Source organism: Caballeronia sp. BR00000012568055, from assembly GCF_029439455.1.
Classification (GTDB): Bacteria; Pseudomonadota; Gammaproteobacteria; order Burkholderiales; family Burkholderiaceae; genus Caballeronia.
Genome location: NZ_JAQFVG010000074.1, coordinates 1 through 3,310, shown reverse-complemented (window position 1 = coordinate 3,310; position 3,310 = coordinate 1). Strand labels below are relative to the sequence as shown.

Genomic DNA, 3,310 nt, shown 5'->3' with positions numbered 1-3,310 from the left:
CGGAAATTGGCAATACGACGAGGAGGGCGGCGAGATATACGACATCTGGACGGTACCACTTCGACGCAGTTTTTTAGAGTGCTCTTGACTCGGCGCTGGGAGGAATACCTGAACCATCGATATGATGTTCCGGTCGACGTGGACTAAGACGTCAGCATCGCAAGCATCATGGTGGCGTTGCTGCCTCGCGACATCACTTGCGTGCCTGTTCACAAAAAGCATTGGCGAGGGCAAGACAAGCGGGAGGGCCCTCATTCGTCGCCGGGGGGCGTCTCGATCTTGTGTCGGGATGCTTGAATCCGGCCCGACACGTGTTTGGTCCGCCATGGCATCCGTCAAGATTTGACGGACACGCTCGATCGTCCAGGTACCTCCGCCGATGAAAAGTCCCATATTCCACTGCGGACCTTTGCGCACCCCTCCTCGAAGCTTGTTGGCCTAGACGCGCAAATACCACTCATCGGGACCGGTGCGGCCGTTCCGAGTGTCAACGTCGCGCTTGTAGCCAAGTTCCTCTGTGAAGCCCAACGTTCGCAAGACGTCGCGTGTGTGCATAAGATCTTGCACGTTGGCCCAATTATCGGTGTACACGCAGATGACGTGAATGCTCCCGTGCGCCATGCTTCGTAGCGCGGTCGAAACCTTGGCACACAGCAGTTGATTGTGCTCGAGGGCGTCTTTGATTTTGTCCCACGCTGCATCGACTTCCGCTCGGGGAACAAAGATGCACCATTTCCCCGTCATGTGGCCGGAGATAACGTTCTTGCAGAGCGGAGACATTTTGAGGTGCCAACTGCGACTGAGGTCTTCAGAAGGCGTGTCCGACTTTCGGAGCAGGCGCTCTGTCAGTGGTAATTGTTCGTTCACTTGAACCCACTTTTACGTATTTGGGCCGCGGTAGCATCCGTCAAAATCTGGCGCATACGCTCGATCGTCCAGGCTACCTCGGCGGTCGAAAAGTCCCAAATTCCGCTGTGGACCTTTTTGAACACTCCTGCCTCGACCTTAGCCATCGCCGTCTCCAGGGACCACGCGTTCGCCGTCATCTTTCGGGACGCATACGCTGCCAGTTGCTCCGCGAGGTCATCACATACGATGAACCTCTCATACACCTCATCATCGGTCGGTCCCGCTTGGTACGTGTCACCGACCTTTCGCAGCAGAAGCTTGGGCTGCGCCCCGGAAATCGCGCCCTGCGAGGAGGTCCTCGGAAAGTCGACGGGAAAAGGCTTTAGGCTCATGTGGACACCTCGGCGCGAAGGATCCGTCCAACGTATCAACGTCGATCGACGTGCGCAAGAGGTGTCGACCGTACAAGCAGAAGGCGTCTACCGTTCGATGGGACGGATCATGCTTTTTTGCGATAGCGGGTTCGGGCGCCGTTCTGACATCAGGTAGCTCGCCTGTCGGGCTGTCCGTCGAGAAATTGATCCACCCGTTCCAAGAAATGAAGTGCCGTGTCGGCGACGCCTACGCGCCGACCTTGAGGAACTTTGAAGTCGCGCGGATTAACGCGGGTCAGACGGCGGGCATAGTGTTCGCCGAACTTGTCCACCGTAGGAATCGCGTGACCTGCACCGAGTTCTAATGCGACGAGGTTGCGGCATTCGGAGATCCAGCCTTCAAGTTTGCGGGCCCGCCGCTGCGATTGCGCTTCGATCCAGTGCGAATCGGCCAACATGCGGATATTGGGTCGCGCAACGGCGTAGCGATATGTGTTGCTTTCGTGCCGTGATTTCCAAGTCAATGAACACGTTGAAATGTGACCGTAGTGGCGTGCCGACAAGCGAGAAACGGAGTCGCCACGCACCTAAGATACAACACCGTCGCCTGTCGGTTCGTCTCAATGAGCGGATAGTAGTCTTGTCATCCTTTCGCGTCCATACGGCGAAAGTTATTCTTCTTTTGCGCTTAAGGTCATTTTTTACGGTTTGGCAAATATCGATGTGGGAGTGAGTAGAGGGAAAGAGCATCGATTTTGCTTACAAGCTTATTCGGCAATCAGTAGGATTCTATCTTGGTTGAATCGAAACATGTAAATGGTACTTTCAGTATTCCGTACAAATCGATATTATCAACCTTTCTATCGGTGGGATGGGGCTTTAAAGAAAAGGCGAACCGAAGTTTTATTCAGCACCGTGCGAACCCGGCCCCGGAATCTGCCCTGGGCAGGGATCAAAGGCTTCTTATCGTTTGCTGCCATCTGCACCAAGGGCTAGAATTTTCCCTGTAGAGACTTGCTGTGAATCGCGCACAGATCGCTTGGCGAATTTCAGTGAGGCGAGCGGGCATTGTCCGTCGAGCCGCGTATGCGGATACGGCTATTCCCAACACAGCACGATTGAACGCGATCGTCATACGGGTCAGTGGCAACTGGAGCAAGTCATGGAAACCTTGGACAGTGACAGCTATCAATGCTTCACGTGCGATCGAATCTTCAGCGGGCGAGTGTTCGAAATTGCTCGAGAGTGGGAGCGAGTTCACTTTTCAGACGGCATCCCCGAAGCGGAAATTGAGGACAGTTGGGGACTAGAGTGTTATTGCTCTCAACTTTGTGCAGACCTTCGCCGCGAGGAGGTGATGGCGCGAGAGGGAGTACCGATCCGTCACCCAGACCTTGGCCCGATAGAGCCTTGTTCTAAATGTGGATTCCCTATCGACATGACGCAGTTCCATCTGACCTACGTGGAAAGCTGTGTTGACATGCACGGTTCTGTCGGACAACCGGTTGACGTCGCGTGTCTGGCTGTCGTGTGCTCGTCCTGCAGGCCACGACAGGAAACCCATCGAAAGATGGACGTCGAACAATGCCGAAAAAAAGACGAGCGAGAGAAGGCGATCAGCGATGTGACGAACGACGACAAGGTTGGTCAGCCGCAAGGAAGAGTCTCGCAGCGGTGCTTGCTGTGACCCGCTATAAGCGGCCTCTTGGATCCAGGGCCGCGCCATAAGAGGATAGTGCGGATGGAAGATGAGCAACCTAGCGATGTAGCCGCAATGTGGGCTGGCCTAGTGTCGCGCGCGACGCGAGTTCTGCTGATGCGTCGGGGGACAGGTTACTTCAGATCGGTCCATGAGCTTGCAGGGGGGGCGTTATTGAATCGATCGAGTCAGTAGAGGAGAAGATCAATCGAGGGGCTTTCAGGTTTTCGTTTTTCCTGCAGGTATCCGCGGCGACAGGAATAACGGCTATGCCTAGCTGGGTTGACGCGTGGGAGGCTGCGGATAGCTGGGAAGATTGCGCCTCCGCCATCCTCGAAGACGAACTGTCGGTGCAGCCGTGGATGAGTCGGCGGTCTTGAGCGAGCGG

Annotated in this window: 4 protein-coding genes and 1 pseudogene; 2 read left to right on the top strand and 3 right to left on the bottom strand. The window is 55.5% G+C overall.

All coding sequences use genetic code 11. The features are described from left to right. Positions 1-438: 438 nt before the first annotated feature. The 3 genes from P7F28_RS33815 to P7F28_RS04815 all read right to left on the bottom strand — a co-directional run bounded on the left by P7F28_RS33815 (position 439) and on the right by P7F28_RS04815 (position 1,681). Complete coding sequence (locus tag P7F28_RS33815) at positions 439-744, bottom strand: putative phosphothreonine lyase domain-containg protein (RefSeq protein ID WP_368860323.1); 306 nt, start codon at positions 742-744, stop codon at positions 439-441. A gap of 119 nt (positions 745-863) precedes the next feature. Next, positions 864-1,241 carry a hypothetical protein gene (locus tag P7F28_RS04820; RefSeq protein WP_277183301.1) on the bottom strand — a complete coding sequence of 126 codons (378 nt, stop codon included), beginning with the start codon at positions 1,239-1,241 and terminating at the stop codon, positions 864-866. 149 nt (positions 1,242-1,390) lie between these two features. Then, positions 1,391-1,681 (bottom strand): hypothetical protein, encoded by a 291-nt coding sequence (locus P7F28_RS04815; RefSeq protein WP_277183300.1) that lies wholly within the window; start codon positions 1,679-1,681, stop codon positions 1,391-1,393. 704 nt (positions 1,682-2,385) lie between these two features. Between P7F28_RS04815 and P7F28_RS04810 the strand changes: the two genes are divergently transcribed. Then, complete coding sequence (locus P7F28_RS04810; RefSeq protein ID WP_277183299.1) at positions 2,386-2,910, top strand: hypothetical protein; 525 nt, start codon at positions 2,386-2,388, stop codon at positions 2,908-2,910. A 185-nt stretch (positions 2,911-3,095) separates the two neighbouring features. Next, positions 3,096-3,176, top strand: a pseudogene (locus P7F28_RS33810) (hypothetical protein); the annotation flags it as partial. Positions 3,177-3,310: the final 134 nt, after the last annotated feature.